The sequence below is a fragment of the Streptomyces cadmiisoli genome (assembly GCF_003261055.1).
GTDB classification, from domain to species: Bacteria; Actinomycetota; Actinomycetes; order Streptomycetales; family Streptomycetaceae; genus Streptomyces; species Streptomyces cadmiisoli.
In genome coordinates, this window is record NZ_CP030073.1 from 2,960,872 (window position 1) to 2,982,123 (window position 21,252).

20 protein-coding genes are annotated in these 21,252 nt (G+C 72.4%); 6 read left to right on the forward strand and 14 right to left on the reverse strand.

Going from position 1 to position 21,252, the window contains the following annotated elements; translation table 11 throughout:
- The first annotated feature begins 55 nt into the window (after positions 1-55).
- A complete protein-coding gene (locus DN051_RS12355) occupies positions 56-457 on the forward strand; it encodes a winged helix-turn-helix transcriptional regulator (protein ID WP_053762840.1) in 402 nt (133 codons plus the stop codon).
- A 5-nt stretch (positions 458-462) separates the two neighbouring features.
- Here the strand turns inward: DN051_RS12355 and mutM are convergent, their stop codons facing one another.
- From mutM to recG, 8 genes are all read right to left on the reverse strand, one after another.
- Positions 463-1,323, reverse strand: a complete 861-nt coding sequence (gene mutM, locus DN051_RS12360) for a bifunctional DNA-formamidopyrimidine glycosylase/DNA-(apurinic or apyrimidinic site) lyase (RefSeq protein ID WP_053762835.1) — start codon at positions 1,321-1,323, stop codon at positions 463-465.
- Positions 1,324-1,416: 93 nt separating this feature from the next.
- Positions 1,417-2,280, reverse strand: a complete 864-nt coding sequence (gene rnc / locus DN051_RS12365) for a ribonuclease III (protein WP_112438705.1) — start codon at positions 2,278-2,280, stop codon at positions 1,417-1,419.
- A gap of 19 nt (positions 2,281-2,299) precedes the next feature.
- The gene (gene rpmF / locus DN051_RS12370) at positions 2,300-2,473 is read right to left on the reverse strand and encodes a 50S ribosomal protein L32 (protein WP_003951102.1); all 174 of its coding nucleotides are present in this window, start codon (positions 2,471-2,473) and stop codon (positions 2,300-2,302) included.
- Between the two features lie 2 nt (positions 2,474-2,475).
- Positions 2,476-3,129 (reverse strand): YceD family protein, encoded by a 654-nt coding sequence (locus DN051_RS12375; RefSeq protein WP_053762833.1) that lies wholly within the window; start codon positions 3,127-3,129, stop codon positions 2,476-2,478.
- A gap of 154 nt (positions 3,130-3,283) precedes the next feature.
- Entirely contained in the window at positions 3,284-4,360 is a 1,077-nt protein-coding gene (locus DN051_RS12380; protein ID WP_053762832.1) for a F0F1 ATP synthase subunit B, read from the reverse strand.
- Between the two features lie 99 nt (positions 4,361-4,459).
- Positions 4,460-4,939 (reverse strand): pantetheine-phosphate adenylyltransferase, encoded by a 480-nt coding sequence (gene coaD, locus DN051_RS12385; protein ID WP_053762831.1) that lies wholly within the window; start codon positions 4,937-4,939, stop codon positions 4,460-4,462.
- 26 nt (positions 4,940-4,965) lie between these two features.
- Positions 4,966-5,550 carry a 16S rRNA (guanine(966)-N(2))-methyltransferase RsmD gene (rsmD, locus tag DN051_RS12390; RefSeq protein WP_053762830.1) on the reverse strand — a complete coding sequence of 195 codons (585 nt, stop codon included), beginning with the start codon at positions 5,548-5,550 and terminating at the stop codon, positions 4,966-4,968.
- 175 nt (positions 5,551-5,725) lie between these two features.
- On the reverse strand, positions 5,726-7,924 hold the full coding sequence (recG, locus tag DN051_RS12395) for an ATP-dependent DNA helicase RecG (protein ID WP_112438706.1): 2,199 nt from the start codon (positions 7,922-7,924) through the stop codon (positions 5,726-5,728).
- 188 nt (positions 7,925-8,112) lie between these two features.
- On the opposite strand from recG, the gene DN051_RS12400 reads away from it, so the two are divergent.
- Both DN051_RS12400 and DN051_RS12405 read left to right on the forward strand, forming a co-directional pair.
- Complete coding sequence (locus tag DN051_RS12400) at positions 8,113-9,966, forward strand: HSP90 family protein (protein WP_112442234.1); 1,854 nt, start codon at positions 8,113-8,115, stop codon at positions 9,964-9,966.
- Positions 9,963-13,031, forward strand: a complete 3,069-nt coding sequence (locus DN051_RS12405; protein WP_112438707.1) for a tetratricopeptide repeat protein — start codon at positions 9,963-9,965, stop codon at positions 13,029-13,031. Before DN051_RS12400 ends, DN051_RS12405 begins: the two co-directional genes overlap by 4 nt.
- A 42-nt stretch (positions 13,032-13,073) precedes the next feature.
- Here DN051_RS12405 and DN051_RS12410 read toward each other — a convergent pair whose 3' ends face one another.
- The gene (locus DN051_RS12410; protein ID WP_112438708.1) at positions 13,074-14,783 is read right to left on the reverse strand and encodes a DAK2 domain-containing protein; all 1,710 of its coding nucleotides are present in this window, start codon (positions 14,781-14,783) and stop codon (positions 13,074-13,076) included.
- Positions 14,784-15,052: 269 nt separating this feature from the next.
- On the opposite strand from DN051_RS12410, the gene rpmB reads away from it, so the two are divergent.
- Positions 15,053-15,238, forward strand: a complete 186-nt coding sequence (gene rpmB / locus DN051_RS12415) for a 50S ribosomal protein L28 (RefSeq protein ID WP_003993230.1) — start codon at positions 15,053-15,055, stop codon at positions 15,236-15,238.
- A 162-nt stretch (positions 15,239-15,400) separates the two neighbouring features.
- On the opposite strand, the gene thiD is transcribed toward rpmB, so the two are convergent.
- Positions 15,401-16,207, reverse strand: coding sequence for a bifunctional hydroxymethylpyrimidine kinase/phosphomethylpyrimidine kinase (gene thiD / locus DN051_RS12420; RefSeq protein ID WP_053762825.1), 807 nt, complete (start codon positions 16,205-16,207; stop codon positions 15,401-15,403).
- Positions 16,204-17,169 carry a thiamine-phosphate kinase gene (locus DN051_RS12425; RefSeq protein ID WP_053762824.1) on the reverse strand — a complete coding sequence of 322 codons (966 nt, stop codon included), beginning with the start codon at positions 17,167-17,169 and terminating at the stop codon, positions 16,204-16,206. The genes thiD and DN051_RS12425 overlap by 4 nt, the downstream gene beginning before the upstream one ends.
- Before the next feature lie 206 nt (positions 17,170-17,375).
- On the opposite strand from DN051_RS12425, the gene DN051_RS12430 reads away from it, so the two are divergent.
- Both DN051_RS12430 and DN051_RS12435 read left to right on the forward strand, forming a co-directional pair.
- A complete protein-coding gene (locus DN051_RS12430; RefSeq protein WP_003997603.1) occupies positions 17,376-17,609 on the forward strand; it encodes an Lrp/AsnC family transcriptional regulator in 234 nt (77 codons plus the stop codon).
- 20 nt (positions 17,610-17,629) lie between these two features.
- The gene (locus DN051_RS12435; protein WP_053762823.1) at positions 17,630-18,139 is read left to right on the forward strand and encodes a DUF3515 domain-containing protein; all 510 of its coding nucleotides are present in this window, start codon (positions 17,630-17,632) and stop codon (positions 18,137-18,139) included.
- Between the two features lie 39 nt (positions 18,140-18,178).
- On the opposite strand, the gene DN051_RS12440 is transcribed toward DN051_RS12435, so the two are convergent.
- The 3 genes from DN051_RS12440 to DN051_RS12450 form a co-directional block, all read right to left on the reverse strand.
- Positions 18,179-19,336 (reverse strand): D-alanine--D-alanine ligase family protein, encoded by a 1,158-nt coding sequence (locus tag DN051_RS12440; RefSeq protein ID WP_053762822.1) that lies wholly within the window; start codon positions 19,334-19,336, stop codon positions 18,179-18,181.
- Positions 19,337-19,405: 69 nt separating this feature from the next.
- The gene (locus DN051_RS12445; protein WP_053762821.1) at positions 19,406-20,416 is read right to left on the reverse strand and encodes an NAD(P)H-dependent glycerol-3-phosphate dehydrogenase; all 1,011 of its coding nucleotides are present in this window, start codon (positions 20,414-20,416) and stop codon (positions 19,406-19,408) included.
- Positions 20,413-21,231: a lysophospholipid acyltransferase family protein gene (locus DN051_RS12450; protein ID WP_053762820.1), complete on the reverse strand. Its 819-nt coding sequence runs from the start codon at positions 21,229-21,231 to the stop codon at positions 20,413-20,415. The genes DN051_RS12445 and DN051_RS12450 overlap by 4 nt, the downstream gene beginning before the upstream one ends.
- Positions 21,232-21,252 lie beyond the last annotated feature (21 nt).

The window sequence follows — 21,252 nt, forward strand, 5'->3', positions numbered from 1 at the left end:
GACCCCCGGTGGGCGCAACCCGGTGGTCAGCGCTGTGTTCGAGTACGCTCTCGGCATGACCAGCACATCGGAACGCGCGGCCGAGCCGGACGTCCCGTACGACGTGTTCTCCAAGGTCTGCCCGTCGCGCGGGACGCTGGAGCATGTCACCGGGCGCTGGGGTGCGCTGACCCTCGGCGCCCTGCACCAGGGGTCCTTCAGGTTCAACGAGCTGCGCCGCCGCGTCGACGGGGTGAGCGAGAAGATGCTGTCCCAGACCCTGCACGCGCTGGAGCGCGACGGCCTGGTGCACCGCGAGGCCCAGCCGACCAACCCGCCCCGCGTGGACTACGAACTCACGCCGCTCGGCCATGACGTCGCCGAGCGCCTGCTGGCCCTGATCGACTGTGTGGAGAGCCGTATGGACGACGTCCTCGCGGCACGGGAGCGCCACGACACACGGGAAGCGCACCGCTAGCGCGGCTACGGCGCCGTCCGCGGCGGGCGCTGGCACTTCGGGCAGTAGTAGCTGGAGCGGTTCATCCACGGGCGCCGGCGTACGGCGGTGCCGCAGCGCCGGCACGGCAGGCCCTCGCGCCCGTAGGCGTCCAGCGAGCGGTCGAAGTAGCCCGACTCCCCGTTGACATTGACGTAGAGGCTGTCGAAGCTCGTGCCGCCCACCGCCAGGGCCGCGTTCATCACGTCCCTGACATGGCCGAGGAGTTGCAGCGTGCGGGGGCGGGTGAAGGTCGACGTGGGGCGGTCGTAGTGCAGCCGGGCGCGCCACAGCGCCTCGTCCGCGTAGATGTTGCCGACCCCGCTGATCAGCGACTGGTCGAGCAGCGCGCGCTTGACGGTGGTCCGCTTGCGGCGCAGCGCCTGGTGGAAGGCCTCGTCGTCGAACAGCGGATCGAGGGGATCGCGGGCGATGTGCGCGATGACGTCGGGCAGGCCGTCGGGGGTGGTGTCGTGCAACGACAGTCCGCCGAAGGTGCGCTGGTCGACGAAGCGCAGCTCCGTGTCCAGTTCGTCGGCGAACCGGACGCGGATGCGCAGATGCTTCTCGTCGGGCGCGGTGTGCGGCTGCACCAGCAACTGGCCGCTCATGCCGAGGTGGGCGAGGACCGCCTCGCCGGTGTCCTCCAGCGGCAGCCACAGGTACTTGCCCCGCCGGTGGGGCGTACCGACGCGATGCCCCTTGAGACGGTGGGCGAAGTCGTCGGGCCCGGCGGCATGCCGGCGCACGGCGCGCGGGTGCAGCACCTCGGCGTCGGCGACGGTCCGGTCGGCGACCCACCGCGCGAGACCGCGCCGTACGACCTCGACCTCGGGCAACTCGGGCATGTGCTCCCCCGTGGCGAACCGGTGTATGTGCCGAGCGCCCGCCCCGGTACGGGGACGGGCGCTCGGTCGCGCTTCGTGGGCGGAAGGCGACGATCAGTCGTCGGCGTCGACGACCGCGGTCGCCCCGGCGTTCTCGGCCGCCGCGGCCTGAGCGGCCTCGGTGACCGCCGCCGACTGGGCGGCCTGCGCGGCCTGCGCCGCCTTGGCCCGCTCGTCCGCCGCGGCCCGGATGGCCCGCCAGGCGGACTCCGCTGCCTGCTGCTCCGCCTCCTTCTTGCTGCGGCCGGTGCCGGTGCCGTACGAGACGCCTCCGACGCGGGCGGCAGCAGTGAAGGTCTTCTCGTGGTCGGGGCCGGTCTCCGTGACCAGGTACTCGGGGACACCGAGGCCTTCGGTCGCGGTGAGCTCCTGGAGACTGGTCTTCCAGTCCAGGCCGGCTCCGAGGTTCGAGGACTTCTCGATCAAGGGGTCGAACAGACGGTGCACCAACTCCGCCGCCGAATCGAGACCCTGGTCGAGATAGACGGCACCGATCACCGCTTCCAGGGTGTCGGCGAGGATGGATGCCTTGTCCCGGCCTCCCGTGCCCTCTTCACCGCGGCCGAGCCGGATGAAGGAGCCCAGTTCGAGCGTGCGTCCCACGTCCGCCAGCGCACGAGAGTTCACCACCGCTGCCCGCAGCTTGGCCAGCTGGCCCTCGGGCAGATCGGGGTGGGTGCGGTACAGCGTGTCCGTGACGACGAGGCCGAGCACGGAGTCTCCGAGGAACTCCAGCCGCTCGTTCGTCGGCAGACCGCCGTTCTCGTACGCGTAGGAACGGTGGGTCAGCGCTCGCACCAGAAGGGCGGACTCGACCTTGTAGCCGAGCCGCCCTTCCAGAAGCGTGTGGGACGAGGCCTGGTGGTCCGCCGATGCACTCCCGCTCGCGCGGGGGGACTGCTTCTTAGGCGTGGACACAGTGCCTCTCACCAGCCGCTCAGACCTCGAGGACCTGGCGCTTGTTGTAGGTGCCGCAAGAAGGGCACGCGATGTGCTGCTGCTTGGGCTCGTGGCAGCGCTCGCACGCAACCAGGGTGGGGACCGCAGCCTTCCACTGCGACCGGCGGTGGCGCGTGTTGCTGCGCGACATCTTCCGCTTCGGAACAGCCACGGCTACTTCTCCTGCTTCTCGGCGGCGCGTGCTGATCGAGGCGCTTCGCCGCTCATCTCGTCCTTCTCGCCGGGTTCGAGTGAATCGGCGAGTCCCTGCAATGCCGCCCAACGGATGTCGACGGCGTCATGGTGGTGGTCCGGGTCGTCCGCCAGCCGCGCTCCGCACTCGGAGCACAGCCCGGGGCAGTCTTCCCGGCACACCGGCTGCATCGGCAGTGCGAGCACCACCGCATCGCGCAGCACGGGTTCGAGGTCGAACAGGCCGTCCTCGAGATGGAGCCTGTCCTCGTCGTCCTCGGCGTCGTCGCCCGGTTCCGCGATCACGCGGCCCCGGTCGTCGGCGTCAGGGTACGAGAACATCTCCTGGAATTCCGCTTCGAGCTCCAGCTCGACCGGCTCCAGACACCTTACGCACTCCCCCTCGGCCTGTGCACGGGCGGTGCCTGTGACGAGCACACCTTCCATGACCGACTCGAGTCGGAGTTCGAGCTCCACCGGAGCGCCTTCCGGCACTCCGACGACGCCCTGGACACCGAAGTCCTGCGGAGCGTCGACCGTGCGGTTCAGGCGCTGGAGCGCACCAGGACGCCGACCCAGCTCGTGTGTGTCGAACACGAAGGGGTTGCGGTGGTCGAGGCGGGCGTTCAGAGCCATTCCTGCTTTCGATCTTGTGAGCTCAGAGGGACGCAGTCCCCGGGACGCGAATGTTCCCGGGCAGCGCTGATCGCGGACGTCTACGAACCAGCGAAGCGCACACGCGACCGAAGAGACAGGATACTGGACCTTTCGCTCTCGGCCCAATCGGTGCTCAGCGGCCCTGCTCGTACTGCCGCAACTGCTCCGCGCTGATCATGCTGGTGTCGAAGAGGCTGGCCTCGTCGAGTGCCTGTGGCTGGTGCACCTGGGGTGCCTGGGGCTGCGTGTACCCGTGGTGGCCCTGGTTCGGGTCGTAGGCGGGCTGCGGCGGGTAGGCGGCGTACGGATCGGCGTGCTGGTAGCCGTACGGGTCCTGCTGGGCGTACTGCTGCTGGTAGCCGTACGGGTCGGGCTGCGTCTGCTGCATGGCGGCCTCGCCCGCCCGGCCGTAGTCGGCGGTGGCGGCGTAGGCGTCCTGCTGGGCGTACGACTGCTGGGCCGGCACCGCGGGCCGCTGCTCGGCCGGGGCGTCGGCGAGGGCCGCGAGGTCGGCGAGGTAGTCCGCGTCACTGCTGTGCTGGACGGTGGTGGCGTCGTCGGCGAGGACACCGAGGTCGTCGGTGGCGATCCGGCCGTGCAGCTTCTGCCGGCCGCGGCCGACGGCCTCCAGGGTCTTGGCGAGCACCGCCTCGAAGGCGCCGAGCTTGACGTCGACGTACTCGTCGGCGGTGCGGCGCAGGGTCTCCGGGTCGTGGCTGCGCTCGGGGGCGTCCTCGTCCTCGTAGCCCTGGTCGTCGAGGCCGGGGCCGGTGCCGAGGAGCTTCTCGCGGCCGCGGCCGACGGAGCCGAGGGTCTTGGTGAGGACGACCTCGAAGTTGGCGAGCTTGGAGTCGACGTAGTCGTCGGCTTCGGCGCGGACCTCCTCGGCCTCCTTGCGGGCCTCGGCGAGGATCCGGTCGGCCTCGGCTTGGGACCGGCGGGCGACCTCGGTGTCGGAGATCAGCGAGCCGCGCTCGGCGTGCGCGCCCTGGATGATCCGCTCGGCCTCCTGGCGGGCCTGCTCGACCATCTGCTCCCGGCCGCCGATCAGCTCCTCGGCCTGGGCGAGGGAGTCGGGCAGCGCCCCGCGGACCTCTTCCAGCAGGGCGAGCAGGTCGGCGCGGTTCACCACGCACGAGGCCGACATCGGCATGGCCCGGGCGCTGGAGACCGCGGTGACGATCTCGTCGAGCTTCTTCTGTACGTCCACCGGTTGCTCGCCACTCTCTACAGCTGTGTTGGAGACGGACGCAACGACTGTACGGCCATGGGGCGGCTGCCGGACACCGAGTGACGCGGCGTCAGGAACTCAGTCCTTCCTGAGCCGCTCGGTCAGCGCCGCGAAAACCGCCGGCGGCACCAGGTGCGAGACGTCGCCGCCCCAGGTCGCGACCTCCTTGACCAGGGAGGACGACAGGAAGCTGTAGGTGGGGTTGGTGGGCACGAACAGCGTCTCCACCCCCGAGAGGCCGATGTTCATCTGGGCCATCTGCAACTCGTAGTCGAAGTCGCTGACCGCCCGCAGGCCCTTGACGATGGCCGGGATGTCGCGCTCCTTGCAGAAGTCGACCAGGAGGCCGTGGAAGGCCTCGACCCGGACGTTCTCGAACTCGCTGGTGACCTGGCGGATCAGGTCGATCCGCTCATCGATCTCGAACAGGCCCTTCTTGGCCTTGTTGATCATCACCGCGACGTAGACCTCATCATACAGACGGGAGGCGCGGGCGATGATGTCGAGGTGTCCGTTGGTGATCGGGTCGAACGACCCGGGACAGACGGCGCGGCGCACTTGAGATCCCTCGCTCTCCGGTCCGGTCATGGAGCGTCTTCGCACGTAGAGGCGGCGCGACCGTACCAAAACGTTCCCTCGCCGTAGCGACGGGCCCTGATCGCCTCGAAACCGTCCGGCCATCCGAACTCCCCGCCCCTGGTGCTGCGCTCCACGGTGACGAGGGCTTCCGGCGCGAGCCAGCCCTGCGTGCGGAGTGTGAGCAGAATCTCCCGAAGATCGTCATCCGTGACCGCGTACGGCGGGTCCAGGAACACGAGGTCGTACGGCCCGTCCGGCGGCGACTGGATGATCTGCTGGGCCTTGCCCGACCTCACCTCGGCGCCGGGCAGGCCGAGGTTTCTGACGTTCTCCCGGACGGTGCGGACGGCTCGCGGGTCGGCCTCGACCAGCAGTGTGTGGCCGGCGCCGCGGGACAGGGCCTCCAGGCCGACCGCGCCTGAGCCGGCGTAGAGGTCGAGCACCCGCTCGCCGTCCAGCGGGCCGCCGAGCAGGGACTGCCAGGTGGAGAAGAGTCCCTCGCGCGCACGGTCGGAGGTGGGGCGGGTGCCTTGTCCCTGCGGGACGGCCAGGCGGCGTCCGCCGGCTGCGCCGGCGATCACGCGGGTCATCTCGGGTCCTTGTTCGTGGGGTGGTTACGGACCCAGTCTGACAGGGGTGGGGTGGGGCGGCGCCGTCCCGTCGCGGGAGTGCGGGCGTTCGGCGGCCGGTGGTCGTCGCGCGAAGGCCGGCACGGGCGGCCCGCGCCTCGGCGTGGGAGCGGTGCGCGTGGGAGCGACAGGTGCTTCAGCCCTTTTCCAGATACTGCTCCCGCTCCTCGTCGAGCAGTGCCTCCAGCGCCGTGCGCAGGCCGGGCAGCCGGGTGAGTTCCGGGTCGGCGGCGACGACCGCGGCGGCCTCCTCGCGGGCCTCGGCGATGATCTCCTCGTCGTCGATGACCGCGAGCACCCGCAAGCTGGAGCGGACACCGGACTGGGCCTGGCCGAGGACATCGCCCTCGCGGCGCTGTTCGAGGTCGATACGGGACAGCTCGAAGCCGTCGAGGGTGGCCGCGACGGCGTTGAGCCGCTGGCGGGACGGGCCGGCCTCGGGCATCTCGGTGACCAGCAGGCACAGGCCGGGCGCCGAGCCCCGGCCGACCCGGCCGCGCAGCTGGTGGAGCTGGGAGACGCCGAAGCGGTCCGCGTCCATGATCACCATCACGGTGGCGTTCGGCACGTTCACCCCGACCTCGATGACCGTCGTGGCGACCAGCACGTCCGTCTCGCCGGCGGCGAACCGGCGCATCACGGCGTCCTTGTCGTCGGGGGGCATCCGGCCGTGCAGGACCTCGACCCGCAGATCCCGCAGCGGGCCCGCGGCGAGCTGGTCGGCGATGTCGAGCACGGCGAGCGGGGGCCGCTTCTCCGCCTCGTCCTCGGGGGACTTGCGCTTCTTCGGGTCCTCGTCCTCGTCGCCGATGCGGGGGCAGACGACGTACGCCTGATGGCCGTTGCCCACTTCCTCACCAACCCGCTCCCAGGCCCGTGCGAGGAAGTGGGGCTTGTCGGCGGCGGGCACGACATGGCTGGCGATCGGGGACCGGCCGGCCGGAAGCTGGTCCAGGACGGAGGTCTCCAGATCACCGAAGACGGTCATGGCGACCGTGCGCGGGATGGGCGTGGCGGTCATCACCAGCAGGTGCGGGGGCTGCTTGCCCTTGCCGCGCAGGGCGTCGCGCTGCTCGACCCCGAAGCGGTGCTGCTCGTCCACGACGACCAGGCCGAGGTCGTGGAACTGCACCTTGTCCTCGATCAGCGCGTGCGTGCCGATCACGACACCGGCCTCGCCGGTGGCCAGGTCCAGCAGCGCCCGCCGCCGGGCCGCGGCACCCATCGAGCCGGTCAGCAGCACCACCTTGGTGGCGTGCTCGGTACCCCCGAGCATTCCGCCCTCGGCCAGGTCGCCCATCATCTCCACGATCGAACGGTGGTGCTGCTGGGCGAGCACCTCGGTCGGCGCGAGCATCGCCGCCTGGCCCCCGGCGTCGACCACCGCGAGCATGGCCCGCAGGGCCACCATGGTCTTGCCGCTGCCGACCTCTCCTTGCAGCAGCCGGTGCATCGGATGCGCGGTGGCCAGGTCGTCGAAGATCTCCCCGGAGACCTTGCGCTGGCCCTCGGTGAGGGTGAAGGGGAGCCGGTCGTCGAAGGCGGCCAGCAGTCCGTCCGGCAGCGGTCTGCGCGGGACGGCCCGCAGCTGGGTGTCGGCGTGCCGGCGGCGGGCCAGGGCGACCTGGAGGACGAACGCCTCGTCCCACTTGAGGCGGTCGCGGGCGTCGGCGATGTCCGCCTTGGTGTGCGGGCGGTGGATCTTGAGCAGCGCCTCGGGGAGGGGGACCAGACCGCGGCCCGCGCGCAGGGAGTCCGGCAGCGGGTCGACGGCCTCCTGGGCGCTGGGCAGCACGGTCTGGATCGCCTTGCCGATCTTCCAGGACTCCAGCTTGGCGGTGGCCGGATAGATCGGGATCAGGGCGCCCGCCCAGGTGTCGACGGTCTCGTCGGAGTCCCCCTTCAGCAATTCGTACGCCGGATGCGCCAGTTGCAGACGGCGGTTGAAGACGGAGACCTTGCCCGAGAACATCGCGCGGGTGCCCGGCAGGAGTTCCTTGTGGGGCTTGTGCACGCCGTTGCCGAAGAACACCAGTTGGATCCGGCCGCTGCCGTCGGTGATGGTCACCTCCAGGCGCTGGCCCTTGCCCCGGGGCGCCCGCGCCGAGGCGAAGGAGTGCAGCCGGGCGTCGGCGACCTGGGCCACCACGGTGACGTGTTCGTCCATCGGGAGGTCGGCCAGCTGGGTGAGCTGTCCGCGCTCCTCGTATCTGCGCGGGTAGTGGTGAAGGAGGTCGCCGACGGTGTGCAGGCCGAGGTGCTCGGCCATCACCTTCGCGGTGGCGGGGCCGAGCACCTTCTTCAGTGGTTCGTCCAGTGCGGGCACGAGATCCATTGCACACCACGGCACTGACATTGCCGCACACGTCTCGGGGGCACATCCGTAATGTCTCGGGAAACTCCTGGTCAGGCCGCTCCGTGGGGCTCTAGGATGACCCGCCTACGGCCATCCTTCCGCGGTCACCGCCTCATCGGGACCGCCCGACCCCGCGCCGAAGTCAGTCCCCCACCGGCGCTGTGACGATGGACTCCCAGACCTCGCAGTCATCACAGGCATCCCAGGCCCCTTCCTCACCACACACGTTCCAGGTCGACCTGCGTGGTCTGGTGGACCTGCTCTCGCACCACCTCTACTCCAGCCCGAAGGTCTATCTGCGCGAGCTGCTCCAGAACGCGGTCGACGCCATCACGGCCCGGCGGGCGGCCCAGCCCGACGCGCCTGCCCGGGTGCGGCTGCACGCGGAGGGCGGCACCCTGCGGGTGGAGGACTGCGGCATCGGGCTCACCGAGTCCGACGTGCACGACCTGCTGGCGACCATCGGCCGCAGTTCCAAGCGGGCCGAGGGCATCCAGGAGGCGCGCTCCGACTTCCTCGGCCAGTTCGGCATCGGACTGCTGGCCTGCTTCGTGGTCGCCGAGCGCATCCGGGTCGTCAGCCGCAGCGCGCGTACGCCCGACGCCCGACCCGTGGAGTGGACGGCGACGGACGACGGCTCGTACACCGTGCGGACCCTGCCGGACGAGGCCCGGCCCGAACCCGGCACCACCGTGCACCTGGTGGCGCGGGCCGGCGCCGCCGAGTGGCTTGCCGAGGACCGGGTGCTGGCACTGGCGCGGGACTTCGGCTCGCTGCTGCCGTACGACGTGCGGGTGGGCGACGAGGAGGTCACCGACCTGCCGGCGCCCTGGGACCGGTCGTACCCCTCCCCCGCCACGCGCCGGGTGGCCCTGGCGCGGCACTGCCACGAGCTGTTCGGGTTCACGCCGCTGGACTCGATCGACCTGGCCGTGCCGCTCGCCGGGATCCGCGGCACCGCGTACGTGCTGCCCGCGGCGGTCAGCCCCGCGCAGCGGGCCCGGCACCGTGTGCACCTGAAGGGCATGCTGCTGACGGAGCGGGCCGAGCAGTTGCTGCCCGACTGGGCGTTCTTCGTGCGCTGCGTGCTCGACACCGACAGCCTGCGGCCCACCGCGTCGCGCGAGGCGCTGTACGAGGACGAGACGCTGGCGGCCGTGCGGGAGGCGCTCGGCGAAAGGATTCGGTCCTGGCTGACGGGGCTGGCCGCGGGTGATCCGGAGCGGCTGGCGGCGTTCCTGTCCGTGCACCACCTGGGCGTGAAGTCGCTCGCGCGGCACGACCGGGAGATGCTGCGCACGATGCTGCCGTGGCTGCCCTTCGAGACGACGGACGGGCAGCTGTCCCTCGCGGAGTTCGCGCTGCGCCACCCGGTGGTGCACTTCACGCGGACCGTCGAGGAGTTCCGGCAGGTCGCCGCGATCGCGTCCGCCCAGGGCATCGGGGTCGTCAACGGCGGATACACCTACGACAGCGAACTGGTCGAGGCACTGCCCTCGGTCCGGCCCGACACCGTGGTCGCCGAGCTCGACGCCGACACCGTGACCGCCCACCTGGACGCCGTCGACCCGGCCGACGAGCTGGCCCTGTCGGGTTTCCTCGCCGCCGCGCGGGCCGCCCTCGACCCGCTGGGCTGCGACGTCGTGCTCCGGGCCTTCCACCCGCTGTCCGTGCCCGCGCTGCACCTGGACGACCGGTCCGCGCGGCACGAGCAGGCCCGCGCCGAGGCCGAGGAGCAGGCCGACGACCTGTGGGCGGGCATCCTCGGCTCCCTGCGCGGCAGCGCCCCGCGCGCCCGTCTGGTGCTCAACCACCTCAATCCGCTGATCCGCCGGATCAGTTCGCTGAGTGAGCCGGAGCTCGTCGGCACCGCCACGGAGTCGCTGTACGGTCAGGCCCTGCTGATGGCGCAGCGCCCACTGCGGCCGGCCGACTCCGCGCTGCTGAACCGCGCGTTCATCGGCCTCCTCGAATGGGCCACCCACAGCGACTCCGATGCCCCGGAGGAGGGTCACCGATGAACCGGATCACCGACTTCGACACGCTGCGCCGGGCGATGGCGGACAACGCCGAGCAACCGGAGGGCCCCGCCCGCAACGCGCGCGCGGAGCAGCTGCTGGCCGAGGCGGAGAAGCTGAACGTCCCGCTCGCCGTGATCGAGGCGCTCGGACACCAGCTGAAGGTCTACAACTACAGCTCCGAGAAGGACAAGATGTTCGTCCCCTTCGCGCGCCTGCTGCGCATGTGGGACGAACGGCCCGGCGACTTCGACGAGTACGAGACGCACTCGTTGCACTGGGTCTTCAAGTGGATGTCGGCCGGCATGCTCGACCAGCCGCACATCCCGCTCGCCGCGATCGAGAAGTGGCTCGGCGAGATGGAGCACCGCTACCGCCTGGCCGGGCACTCCGAGCGCGCCGTGCGCAGCGCCGAGTTCAGCGTGGCCGCGCACACCGGCGACCTGGACCGCGCGGAGCGGGCGTACGCCGCGTGGCTCACGGCCGACCGGGACTCCATGGCCGACTGCCACGCGTGCGAGCTGCACGGACAGGGCTGGTGGCAGACCCAGCGGGGCGCGGACGCAGAGGCGCTCGACCTGTGGGCGCCCGTGCTGGACAGCGAGTTCACCTGCGCCCACGAGCCGCACACCGTCCTCGCCGCCTCGTTGGCGCCCCTGCTGCGGCTGGGCCGGCTGGACGAGGCGCGGGCCCACCATCTGCGGGGCTTCCGGCTCGTACGGCCCATGGAGAGCATGCGCGCCGCGTACGCGGACCACGTCGAGTTCTGCGCCCTGTCCGGCAACGAGGCGCGCGGTCTGGAGCTGCTGGCCGAGCGGCCCGCGTACTTCACGGACACCGGGCATCCGCGCAGCCGGCTGGAGTTCATGTGCGTGGTGACCCTGCTCATGGACCGTCTGACCGAGCTGGGCCTCGGCGGCCGGCAGGTCCCGGGGCCGGCGGGCCGGGTCTGGACCGCGCGGGAACTGGCCGCGCACGCGCGCGCGGAGGCCCTCGGCCTGGCCGCGCGCTTCGACCAGCGCAACGGCACGCCGTACGTCAGTGAGCGGGCACGCGCGCGCATGGAGCGGCGGCCGCTGGTGGACCGGCTCCCCCTAGGGATCCGCGCCGAGCGGCTGCCCCGGACCGTGCGGCCGGCGCAGCCGGTCCCCGCGGCTCCCGTCGCGGCCCCGCCGGCCGGGGGCGCTGACGCACCGGGCCTGGCCGCCCTGCTGGCCGAGGCGCGGCGCCTGTCGGACGGTCTCGAACCGAACGCCGTGGAGGCGTGGGCGGCCGTCTCGCGGGCCTCGGAGGGCGTCGAGCTGGACCCCCGCGCCCGTGCGGAGATCGCCGACCACCGGGCGATGGACCTCGGTCCCGAGGGCGCCGAACTCTTCGAACGCGCCGCCGAGCTGTACGCCGAAGCGGACGACCCCGGAGAGGCACTGGCCGCACGCACGCGTGCGGCGTACGTACGCGCGCTCGGCGGGCAGGTCGCCGAGGCGGTGCACGCCGTCGCCGAGCCCTACGACCGGGTCCTCGGTCTGTACGCCGAGGGCACCACGGGCGTCCGGCAGACCGCGTCCGTGCTGATGGGGCGGGCCCGGATCCTGATGCGCCGGGTGCAGGACGCCGACGACGCCGCGCAGGGCCCGGAGTCCGGGGCCGCTCCGGCGGAGCAGGCCGCCCCGCACGGCGCACCGGACGGAACCGAGCCGGACCACGACGCCCCCGAGACCGGCGGCCCCGCCTCCGGTGCCGGGCGTGACACCGTCCTCGCGGAGGCCGGGGCGGCCGCGCGGGAGGTGCTGGCCCTCGTCGAGGGGCACGCCGGGGACGACGTCCGGCTCGCCTCGCGGGCCGCCGAGGCGCGGGCGATGCTCGCCGAGCTGGCCGTGCACCACGGGGACCTGGAGGCGGCCGCGGAACTGTTCGCGCGGGCCTCGGGGGCGTACGTCGACGCGGGGCTGCCCTGGTTCGCGGTGGAGTACGAGGCCCGGCTGGCCGGGCTCGCGCACCACCTCGGCGACACGGCGGAGGCCGAGCGGGCGCTGAAGGCGGCCCTGGAGCACGGCGGGCCCCAGCTGGAGGCCACCGGGCGGGCCCAGCTGCACCTCCAGCTCGCCGAAGTGCTCGGCACCCGGGACCTGTCGGCGGAGGCCGCGGAGCACGCCCTGGAGGCGGCCCACTGGGCCGACGAGGCGGGCGGGGGCCCGACGTTCGGCGCCTGGGCCCGCCATCTGCTCGGCGGGTTCCTGCTGCGGCAGGGGCGGTGCGCCGAGGCCGCGGAGGTACTGGAGTCGGCGCTGCTCGACCTGACCGTCGAGACGCACGGCGACGGCGCGATCGTGCAGACCCAGTGGTGGCTCGGCGACTGCCTCAGCGAACTCGGCGAGCACCGTGCCTCCGCCGAGCGCCGGTTGCAGGCCGCGGAGATCGCCCGGCACTGGCCCGAGCAGCACGACCACGCGACCCTGGCCCACCTGGCCGCCGAGTCGCTCGGCCACGCGGGGCTGCCCGCCGAGGCGGACCGGGCGTACGCGCGCGCGGGCGACCTGTGGCGCTCCCTCGGCAATGTGCACGGACTCGTCCGCTCGCTGCGGGGCCGTGCCTGGCTGGCCCTGGGCGCGGAGGACAGCGCCGACACGGCACGCGAGTTGATGACGCTCGCCCTGCGCGAGTGCGAGAGCGCGCTGAACGCCGCGTCCGACGAGGAGACGCGGCAGCGGCTCACGGCCGAGCTGGGGCACACCCACCGCCAGTTCGGCGACCTGCTCGCCCGGTCGTCCGCCGAGGACGCGGGGGACGGCTCGATCCAGGCCGCGTTCGCGGAGGCCCTGTCCGAGGTCGCGGAGGCCGTCGAGGTGTTCGCCACCCTCGGGTACGAGGCGGTGCACAGCCGTACCGGCGCCGAGCTCGCCGCGGGCTGGCTGGCGTCCGACCTGGGCCGCAGCGCCGAGGCGGCCGCACGCGCGCGTGCCGTGCTGACCGCGTACGAGGACGCCGAGGACGGGGACGACGAGGCCCGGGCGCGGCGGGCGGAGGCCGAGCAGCTGCTGCGGGTGGCGAGGGAACAGGAGGATCGCTGAGCGCGCGCCCCGGCCGGGGCGCGGGGCGTGGGGTTCCTCGGGCTACTCCACCCCGATGAGCAGCACGGCGCCCTGCCGTCCGCCCCGGTAGACCACCGTGTCGACGGCGAGGTACGCCTCCCGCACCCGGACCTCGAGTCGCTCCGCGACGGAGTCGGGCGCCTCGTCCCCGAGCACGATGGTGACCAGCTCCCCGCCGGCCGAGAGCATCCGGTCGAGGACGGACTCGGCGGTGGCGAGGACGTCCGCCCCGATCACGGCGACATCCCCGTCGATGAGTCCGAGGACGTCACCGGCCTGGCAGATGCCGGCCATGGTCCAGGACTGGCACTCGGCGACGGCGACCTCGCCGTAGCGGGTCGCGCCGGCCGCCGACGTCATCGACACCACGTCCTCGTCGAAGCGGCGCTCCGGCTCGTGCACCGCCAGCGCGGCGATGCCCTGGACCGCTGAACGCGTGGGGATGAGGGCCACCCGGATGCCCTCCGCGCGGGCCTGTTCGGCCGCCGCGGCCGCGGTGTGGCGCAGGTCGGCGTCGTTGGGCAGCAGGACCACCTCGCGCGCGTGCGCCCGCCGCAGGGCCTCGACCAGTTCCCCGCTCGCGGGCGGCTCCCCGGGACGCGCGAGCACCGTCGTGGCGCCCGCCTCGGCGTACAGCCCGGCCAGGCCCTCGCCGGGCACCACGGCCACCACCGCGCGCTGGACCCGTTCGCGGGGCGTCCGCTGCCCGCCGGTGGTGTGCACGTCGTCGGCGCCGAAGTGCGTGATCCGGATCCGGTGCGGCCGTCCCGCCTCGACGCCCGCCTCCACGGCGGCCCCGGCGTCGTCCACATGGACGTGGACGTTCCACAGCCCGTCGCCGCCGACGACGACCAGGGAGTCGCCGAGGGAGTCGAGCCGCGGCCGCAGCCGCGCGACCGCCGCGTCGTCGGCCTCCAGCAGATAGATCACCTCGTAGGCGGGACCGCCCTGCGGGACGCTCTCCGCGCACTCAGCGGTCTCGTCGGCGTCCGGGGCGCCCCCCGTCGCCGGCGCCGCGTCCGAGGGCACACGCGTGTGCCCGGGACCGGCGGACACCGCCACCGCGCCCGGCGCCTCCCCCGTGAACGTCTCCACCAGCGCGGCCAGCACCGCCACCAGTCCCCGGCCGCCGGCGTCGACCACCCCGGCGCGTTCGAGCACCGCCAGCTGCCCCGGGGTCGCGGCCAGCGCCGCGCGCGCCCCCTCGTAGGCGGCCCGCGCGACCGTGCCGCAGTCGCCCTCGGCGCCGTCGGCCGCCTCGGCCGCGGCGGAGGCGACCGTCAGGACGGTGCCCTCCACCGGGTGGGCCACGGCCTGGCGCGCCGAGTCGGCCGCGCGTCGCAGCGCGAGCCGCAGCCCCCGCGCGTCGGTGTGACCGTCCTCACCGTCGGCGAGGACCTGCGCCATACCGCGCAGCAGCTGGGCGAGGATCGTGCCGGAGTTGCCCCGCGCCCCGATCAGCGCCCCGTGGGCCATCGCCCGGCTGACCTCGGCCAGCGAGGGCCCGTCGGTCTCCCGGGAGCCGATCTCGTGCCCGGCGAAGACCGCCTCCACGGCGGCGACCGCGGACTCGACGGTGAGATAGAGGTTGGTGCCGGTGTCCCCGTCGGCCACGGGATACACGTTGATCGCGTCGATCTCCTCCCGGGCACGTCCCAGTGCCTCCAGCGCGAGACCGCACCAGGTGCGCACCGCGAGACCATCGAAGAACGTCTGCGGCACCTGCGCCACCTGCGCCTCCTTGAGCTGCTGGACGTGGGAGGCAGCGTAGCCCCGGAGCCCGTGCCCTCCGGAAGAGGGCGGCGGCGTCGGCCCCCGAGCCGCCATGGTAATTTCGTTCTACGGACGCAGCCGTTGTATGCTGCTCCGGTTGCCCGACCTCGTTCGGGCCTCCCCCTGGCTACGCCACTCAGATCGCGGATCTCTTCCGAGAGACCAAGATCCTGATCCCGGCCTGCCGGGATCAACCGTAAGTGCATCTGAAGTCTTTGGAGTGACCCGTGGCTGCCAACTGCGACGTCTGCGGCAAGGGGCCGGGCTTCGGCAACAACATCTCGCACTCGCACCGCCGTACGTCCCGCCGCTGGAACCCGAACATCCAGCGTGTGCGTACCGTGGTCGGCGGGACGCCGAAGCGCGTGAACGCCTGCACCTCGTGCATCAAGGCCGGCAAGGTCTCGCGCTGACACACCGCTGCTAAGCGCGCGGCCACTGCTGGTTCGCTGCAGAGCCGGTCCACCTGAGGGTGGGCCGGCTTTTTGCTGTGCCCGCCCGGACCGTGGACCGGCTTCCTGCCGTGCGCGCCCGGCCCGCCGCCCATACGTCGGCGGAACCGGACGCGACAGACGTCAGACCGGGGGCGTGTCCCTGTTCAGGGCCCACCCGTGATCGACCGGGCCGATCCCCCCGCCGAGCGCGAAGCCGGCGGCGATCGCGCCGGTGACGTACTCCTTGGCCGCCGCCACCGCCTCCGGCACCGACTGCCCCTTCGCCAGCTGCGACGCGATCGCGGAGGCGAGGGTGCAGCCCGTACCGTGCGTGTGCCGGTTGTCGTAGCGCGGTGCGCGCAGCCAGTGCTCCGCGGAGCCGTCGGTGAGCAGGTCCACGGCCTCGCCCGACAGGTGCCCGCCCTTGATCACGACCCACTGCGGCCCGTACGCCAGCACGGCAGCCGCGGCCCGGCGCAGGTCGGACTCCGATTCGACGCGCACTCCGGTCAATTGCGTGACCTCGTCGAGGTTCGGCGTCACCACGGTCGCGATCGGCAGCAGTTTCGTCCGGACCGAGTCCAGCGCGGAGGCCGCGAGCAGCGAGTCGCCGTGCTTGGAGACGCCCACCGGGTCGACGACCGCGGGCGCGTCCGTCCCGCCGAGCAACTCGGCGACCGTCTCGACCAGTTCCGCCGAGGCCAGCATGCCGGTCTTCACCGCCTGCACGCCGATGTCGTCCACCACGCTGCGGTACTGGGCCCGCACCGCCTCCACGGGGAGCTCCCAGGCACCCTGCACGCCGAGGGAGTTCTGCGCGGTGACCGCGGTGATCACGCTCATGCCGTGCACACCGAGGGCGAGCATCGTCTTCAGGTCGGCCTGGATGCCCGCGCCCCCACCGGAGTCCGAGCCGGCCACGGTCAGCACCCTGGGCGGCGCGTTCATGACTCGATGTCCCCGAAGTGGTCCCAGCCGCCCTTGCTGGTCCAGGGCGCCCCGTCCACGGTCACCTGCGGCAGCGCCGACGGGTTGAGCACCTCGCCGATCACCTTCCAGCGGGCGGGCAGTTTCACGTCCGGCGGGAACGTCGCGACGATCGCGTGGTCCTCTCCCCCGGTGAGCACCCACTGGAGCGGGTCCACCCCGACCGCCTGGCCGATGTCGTTCATCTGCGAGGGCACGTCGATGGCGCCGGAGCGGATGTCGATCCGGACCTTGCTGGCCTCCGCGATGTGCCCGAGGTCGGCGATCAGTCCGTCGCTGACGTCGCACATCGCGGTGGCGCCGAGCGCCGCCGCGGCCGGACCGGCGTGGTAGGGCGGTTCGGGGCGCCGGTGCGCCTCGACGAAGGCGCGCGGCGAGCGGAACCCGCGCGAGAGCACCGCGTACCCGGCGGCGGACCAGCCGAGCCAGCCGGTCACGGCGACCAGGTCACCGGGCCGCGCACCGGCCCGCGTCACCGGTTCCTGGTTGCGCAGATCGCCGAGCGCGGTGATCGACACCGTGATCGTGTCACCCCGTACGACATCGCCGCCGACCACGGAGGCGCCCGCGACCTGGCACTCGTCGCGCAGCCCGTCCATCAGCTCGGTCGGCCAGGTGACCGGGAGTTCGGCGGGGACGACCAGGCCGAGCAGCAGCGCGGTCGGGACGGCGCCCATGGCGGCGATGTCCGCGAGGTTCTGCGCCGCCGCCTTGCGGCCCACGTCGTACGCCGTGGACCAGTCCCGGCGGAAGTGCCGCCCCTCCAGCAGGATGTCGGTGCTGGCCACGACCCGCCGGTCGGGCGCGGCGACCACCGCGGCGTCGTCACCCGGTCCGACCCGCACCGCCGGGGTGGTGGTGAGACGGGAGGTGAGCTCCCTGATGAGCCCGAACTCCCCGAGCTCACCAACAGTGCCCTTCATTGCCCTTGCACCCCTTCTGTCCACGTACATGCCCGGTCGCGGGTCATCAGTGTCCTCGATACGGTCGAGGTGACCGTCAACTTCCGTCCCGCCTGCACCCCGGCGCGCGTGCCCCGGTCACCGCAGGTCTCCCCGCGGCGAGCGGCAACGCGATACCGTGGCGTTCCTTTTCCCCACATGATCCTCGTGGCCGCCCTGGAGGTTCCGTGGTACAGGCGTACATCCTGATCCAGACGGAGGTCGGCAAGGCGTCGACCGTCGCCGAGACGATCAGCAAGATCCCTGGGGTGATCCAGGCCGAGGACGTCACAGGTCCGTACGACGTCATCGTGCGCGCTCAGGCGGACACGGTCGACGACCTCGGTCGGATGGTGGTCGCCAAGGTCCAGCAAGTGGACGGGATCACCCGCACCCTGACCTGCCCGGTCGTCCATCTGTAGCCCCCGTCTACCCTTGGCCGGTGAACTTCTTCCGTCCCCGTCAGCGCATTCTCGTCGGGCTGCCCGCGACCGTTTTCTTGATCACTGTCGCGGGCTGCTCCTCAGCAGACGACACTGCCACCGCCGCGGTTCCCCGTCCGGACACCGAGGTCACAGAACTGTGTCGAAACCTGGACGAGGCACTGCCGAGGAAGGTGGCCGGCCTGAGCCGCGACGACCCCGAGCCCCCGTCCGCGCTGACCGCGGGCTGGGGAGGCCCGGCGATCATACTGCGCTGCGGGGTCGTACGACCCCCGAAGATGCTCGAACCCGACGTGGCCGAGGGCCGCGACGCCGACGCGGTCGCCGGGGGCGTCAACGGCGTCGACTGGCTCCAGGAGAAGCGCGACGGCGGGGGGTACCGCTTCACCACGGCGGGCCGGCTCGCCTATGTGGAGGTGACCGTGTCCGAGGGGCCGGACAGCGCGGCCGTGCTCGTCGATCTGGCGTCGGCCGTGAAGAAGGCGATCCCCGAAGGGATCGCCGACTGATTCCGCCCCGGGATTTCCGCCGGGGGACGGCGGACCGGCCTACCGCAGGCCGGTCGAACGGTTCAGCGCCGCCTGGATCAGGCGGTCCACGAGTTCCGCGTAGCCGACCCCGCTCGCCTGCCACATCTGCGGATACATCGAGATGGGCGTGAAGCCGGGCATCGTGTTGATCTCGTTGATCACGAACTCCCCGTCCTCGGCGAGGAAGAAGTCCGCGCGGACCAGCCCTTCGCAGGACGCCGCCTCGAAGGCCGCGACGGCGAGCCGCTGCACCTCGGCGGTCTGCTCGCCGGTCAGCGGCGCCGGCACGATGCCCGGCGTCGAGTCGATGTACTTGGCCTCGAAGTCGTAGTACGCGTGCGCGTCGGGTGGCGGGATCTCCGCGGGGAGCGACGCCCGGGGACCCTCCTCGAACTCCAGCACGCCGCACTCGATCTCACGGCCGCGCACCGCGGCCTCCACGATGATCTTCGGGTCGTGCTGCCGCGCCTCGGCCATCGCCTCGTCGAGCCCCTCGAAGGACTCGACCTTGGTGATGCCGATGGACGAGCCGGCCCGGGCCGGCTTCACGAACAGCGGCCAGCCGTGCTCACCCGCGAACTCGGCGATGCGCCGACGGGCACCGGCCTCGTCCCGCTCCCACTCGCGCGGCCGGATCACCAGGTACGGGCCCACCCTCAGCCCGAACGAGGTGAACACCCGCTTCATGTACTCCTTGTCCTGGCCCACGGCCGAGGCGAGCACGCCGGAGCCCACGTACGGCACCCCGGACAGCTCCAGCAGGCCCTGGAGGGTTCCGTCCTCGCCGTAGGGGCCGTGCAGCATCGGGAAGACCACGTCGACCTCGCCCAGGGCCTTGGGCACGGAACCCGGCTCGCTGTAGACGACTTCGCGGTTGGCGGGGTCGACGGGGAGCACCACGGCGCCGTCGCCCGAGTCGGTCAGGTCCTCGACGGCCGGCGTGCGGCGGTCGTTGATCGCCATCCGCTCCGGCTCGTCGGCGGTGAGCGCCCACCGGCCGTCCCGGGTGATGCCGATCGGCAGGACCTCGTACTTGGTCCGGTCGATGGCCCTCAGGACGGCGCCGGCGGTGACCACGGAGATCCCGTGTTCGGAGCTGCGCCCGCCGAACACGACGGCCACGCGCGGCTTGCGGGTCGGCTGCTCAGGGCTCTGGGGGAGGTTCTCGCTGCTCATATCGCGATGAGAGTACCCGGTGGTAGGGCCCTGATACAGCGCATGCGGGACCGCGTCGCCCGGCGTCGCTCAGCGTCGCTCGGCCTTCGCGCTGCGCGACATCAGCTCCTTGAGGGCGACCACCGGAGGCTTGCCCTCATGGACGATTCCGACCACCGTCTCGGTGATCGGCATGTCGACATCGTGCCGCCGGGCCAGATCGAGCACCGACTCGCAGGACTTGACGCCCTCGGCGGTCTGCTTGGTGACCGCGATCGTCTCCTGCAAGGTCATGCCCCTGCCGAGGTTGGTCCCGAAGGTGTGGTTGCGGGACAGCGGCGAGGAGCAGGTCGCCACCAGGTCGCCGAGGCCCGCCAGTCCGGAGAAGGTCAGCGGGTCGGCGCCCATCGCCAGCCCGAGCCGGGTGGTCTCGGCGAGGCCGCGCGTGATGAGCGAGCCCTTGGCGTTGTCGCCGAGGCCCATGCCGTCGGCGATGCCCACGGCGAGCCCGATGACGTTCTTGACCGCGCCGCCGAGTTCGCAGCCCACGACGTCGGTGTTGGTGTACGGGCGGAAGTACGGCGTGTGGCAGGCGGCCTGGAGGCGCTGGGCCACCGTCTCGTCGGCGCACGCCACCACCGAGGCGGCCGGCATGCGCGCGGCGATCTCACGGGCCAGGTTGGGCCCGGTGACCACGGCGACCCGCTCCGGGCCGACACCGGCGACATCCTCGACGACCTCGCTCATCCGCATCGCGGAGCCGAGTTCGACGCCCTTCATCAGCGAGACCAGCACGGTGTCGGGGGCCAGCACCGGCGCCCAGGCGGCGAGGTTGGCGCGCAGCGTCTGCGAGGGGACGGACAGCACCGTGAAGTCGGCGTCCGCGGCGGCGACGGCGGGGTCCGTGGTGGCGCGCAGGTTCTCCGGGAGCTCGAAGCCCGGCAGGTAGTCGGGGTTGGTCCGGCCGGAGTTGATCGCCTCGGCGACCTCGGCCCGGCGCGCCCACAGGGTGACCTCGCACCCCGCGTCGGCGAGCACCATGCCGAACGCCGTCCCCCACGAACCCGCGCCGACGACCGCCGCCTTGACCGCCTTGCTCACTGCGCCTGCCCTTCTTCCCGGCCGGACGGCCCGGCCGTCTCCAGACCGGACGTCCCGTCCTGTGTGCTCCCGCCCAGCCGCTGCGCCTGCGTCCGGCGGCGCTGCTCGCTGCGTTCCCGCTTGGGGTCGTACGGCGCCTCGGGTGCCCGCTCGCCGCGGATCTCCTCCAGCTGGCGGGTGATCGCGGCCATGATGACCTCGGTGGCCTCCTTGAGGACCTCCGCCGTCATCTCCATGCCGTAGAAGCGCGAGAGGTCCACCGGCGGACCGGTCAGGACGTGGTGGGTCTTGCGCGGGAAGAGGTCGGGCTTCTTGGCGTACGGCGGCAGAAGTTCGTTGCAGCCCCACTGGGCGACCGGGATCACCGGGCACCTGGTCTGGAGCGCGACCCGCGCGGCGCCGGTCTTGCCGGTCATGGGCCAGCCGTCCGGGTCGCGGGTCAGGGTGCCCTCGGGGTAGAAGGCGACGCACTCGCCGCGCTCCACCGCGTCGATCGCGGCCCGGAAGGCGCTCAGCGCGTCACTGCTCTCGCGGTAGACGGGGATCTGGCCGGTGCCGCGCATCATGGCGCCGACGAAACCCTTCTTGAAAAGGCCACTCTTCGCCAGGAATCGCGGAACGCGTCCGGTGTTGTACTGAAAGTGCGCGTAGGCGAAGGGGTCGACGTGCGAATTGTGATTGACCACGGTGATAAAACCGCCCGCGGCTGGAATGTGCTCCATTCCGCGCCAGTCCCGCTTGAGCAGAACCACCAGCGGCGGTTTGCAGATCACCGCAGCGAAGCGGTACCAGAAGCCGATTGTGCGGCGGGGCACGCGGACACCTTCCTAGTCTGG

Bases quoted from the DNA above. Each gene is read 5' to 3' on its own strand.
- mutM (WP_053762835.1), bottom strand. From the start codon at position 1,323: ATGCCCGAGTTGCCCGAGGTCGAGGTCGTACGGCGCGGTCTCGCGCGG.
- rsmD (WP_053762830.1), bottom strand. From the start codon at position 5,550: ATGACCCGCGTGATCGCCGGCGCAGCCGGCGGACGCCGCCTGGCCGTC.
- DN051_RS12375 (WP_053762833.1), bottom strand. From the start codon at position 3,129: ATGGCTCTGAACGCCCGCCTCGACCACCGCAACCCCTTCGTGTTCGAC.
- DN051_RS12440 (WP_053762822.1), bottom strand. From the start codon at position 19,336: ATGAGCAGCGAGAACCTCCCCCAGAGCCCTGAGCAGCCGACCCGCAAG.
- DN051_RS12400 (WP_112442234.1), top strand. From the start codon at position 8,113: ATGGACTCCCAGACCTCGCAGTCATCACAGGCATCCCAGGCCCCTTCC.
- DN051_RS12405 (WP_112438707.1), top strand. From the start codon at position 9,963: ATGAACCGGATCACCGACTTCGACACGCTGCGCCGGGCGATGGCGGAC.
- DN051_RS12355 (WP_053762840.1), top strand. From the start codon at position 56: ATGACCAGCACATCGGAACGCGCGGCCGAGCCGGACGTCCCGTACGAC.
- thiD (WP_053762825.1), bottom strand. From the start codon at position 16,207: ATGAACGCGCCGCCCAGGGTGCTGACCGTGGCCGGCTCGGACTCCGGT.
- DN051_RS12425 (WP_053762824.1), bottom strand. From the start codon at position 17,169: ATGAAGGGCACTGTTGGTGAGCTCGGGGAGTTCGGGCTCATCAGGGAG.
- recG (WP_112438706.1), bottom strand. From the start codon at position 7,924: ATGGATCTCGTGCCCGCACTGGACGAACCACTGAAGAAGGTGCTCGGC.